At 74.2% G+C, this 248-nt stretch carries 1 pseudogene; it reads right to left on the bottom strand.

Going from position 1 to position 248, the window contains the following annotated elements:
• Positions 1–144, bottom strand: a pseudogene (locus AC0IVP_RS22020) (glycine hydroxymethyltransferase); the annotation flags it as partial.
• Positions 145–248: the final 104 nt, after the last annotated feature.

The raw sequence follows: 248 nt of genomic DNA on the forward strand, positions 1-248 counted from the left end.
GGCCTGGGCGCGCAGCGCCGCGTAGGCGATCAGCCCGGTCTCCGGGTCGGTGCCGTAGCTGGCCTGCTCGAACATCTTGCCGCTGAGGTTGGGCCGGACCCCGTGTGTGAGGTGGCCGCCGGCGTCCAGGCTCATGCCCAGCATCCGCTGGTCCCCCCGCGAGCGGCGCAGCACCGCCCAGTCCTCGGTGGTGAGCGCGTCGACGTTCTTCACCCCGGCCCTCGCCGAGGCCGGGGACTCCACCCGGT

The sequence above is a fragment of the Klenkia sp. AC732 genome (assembly GCF_979256525.1).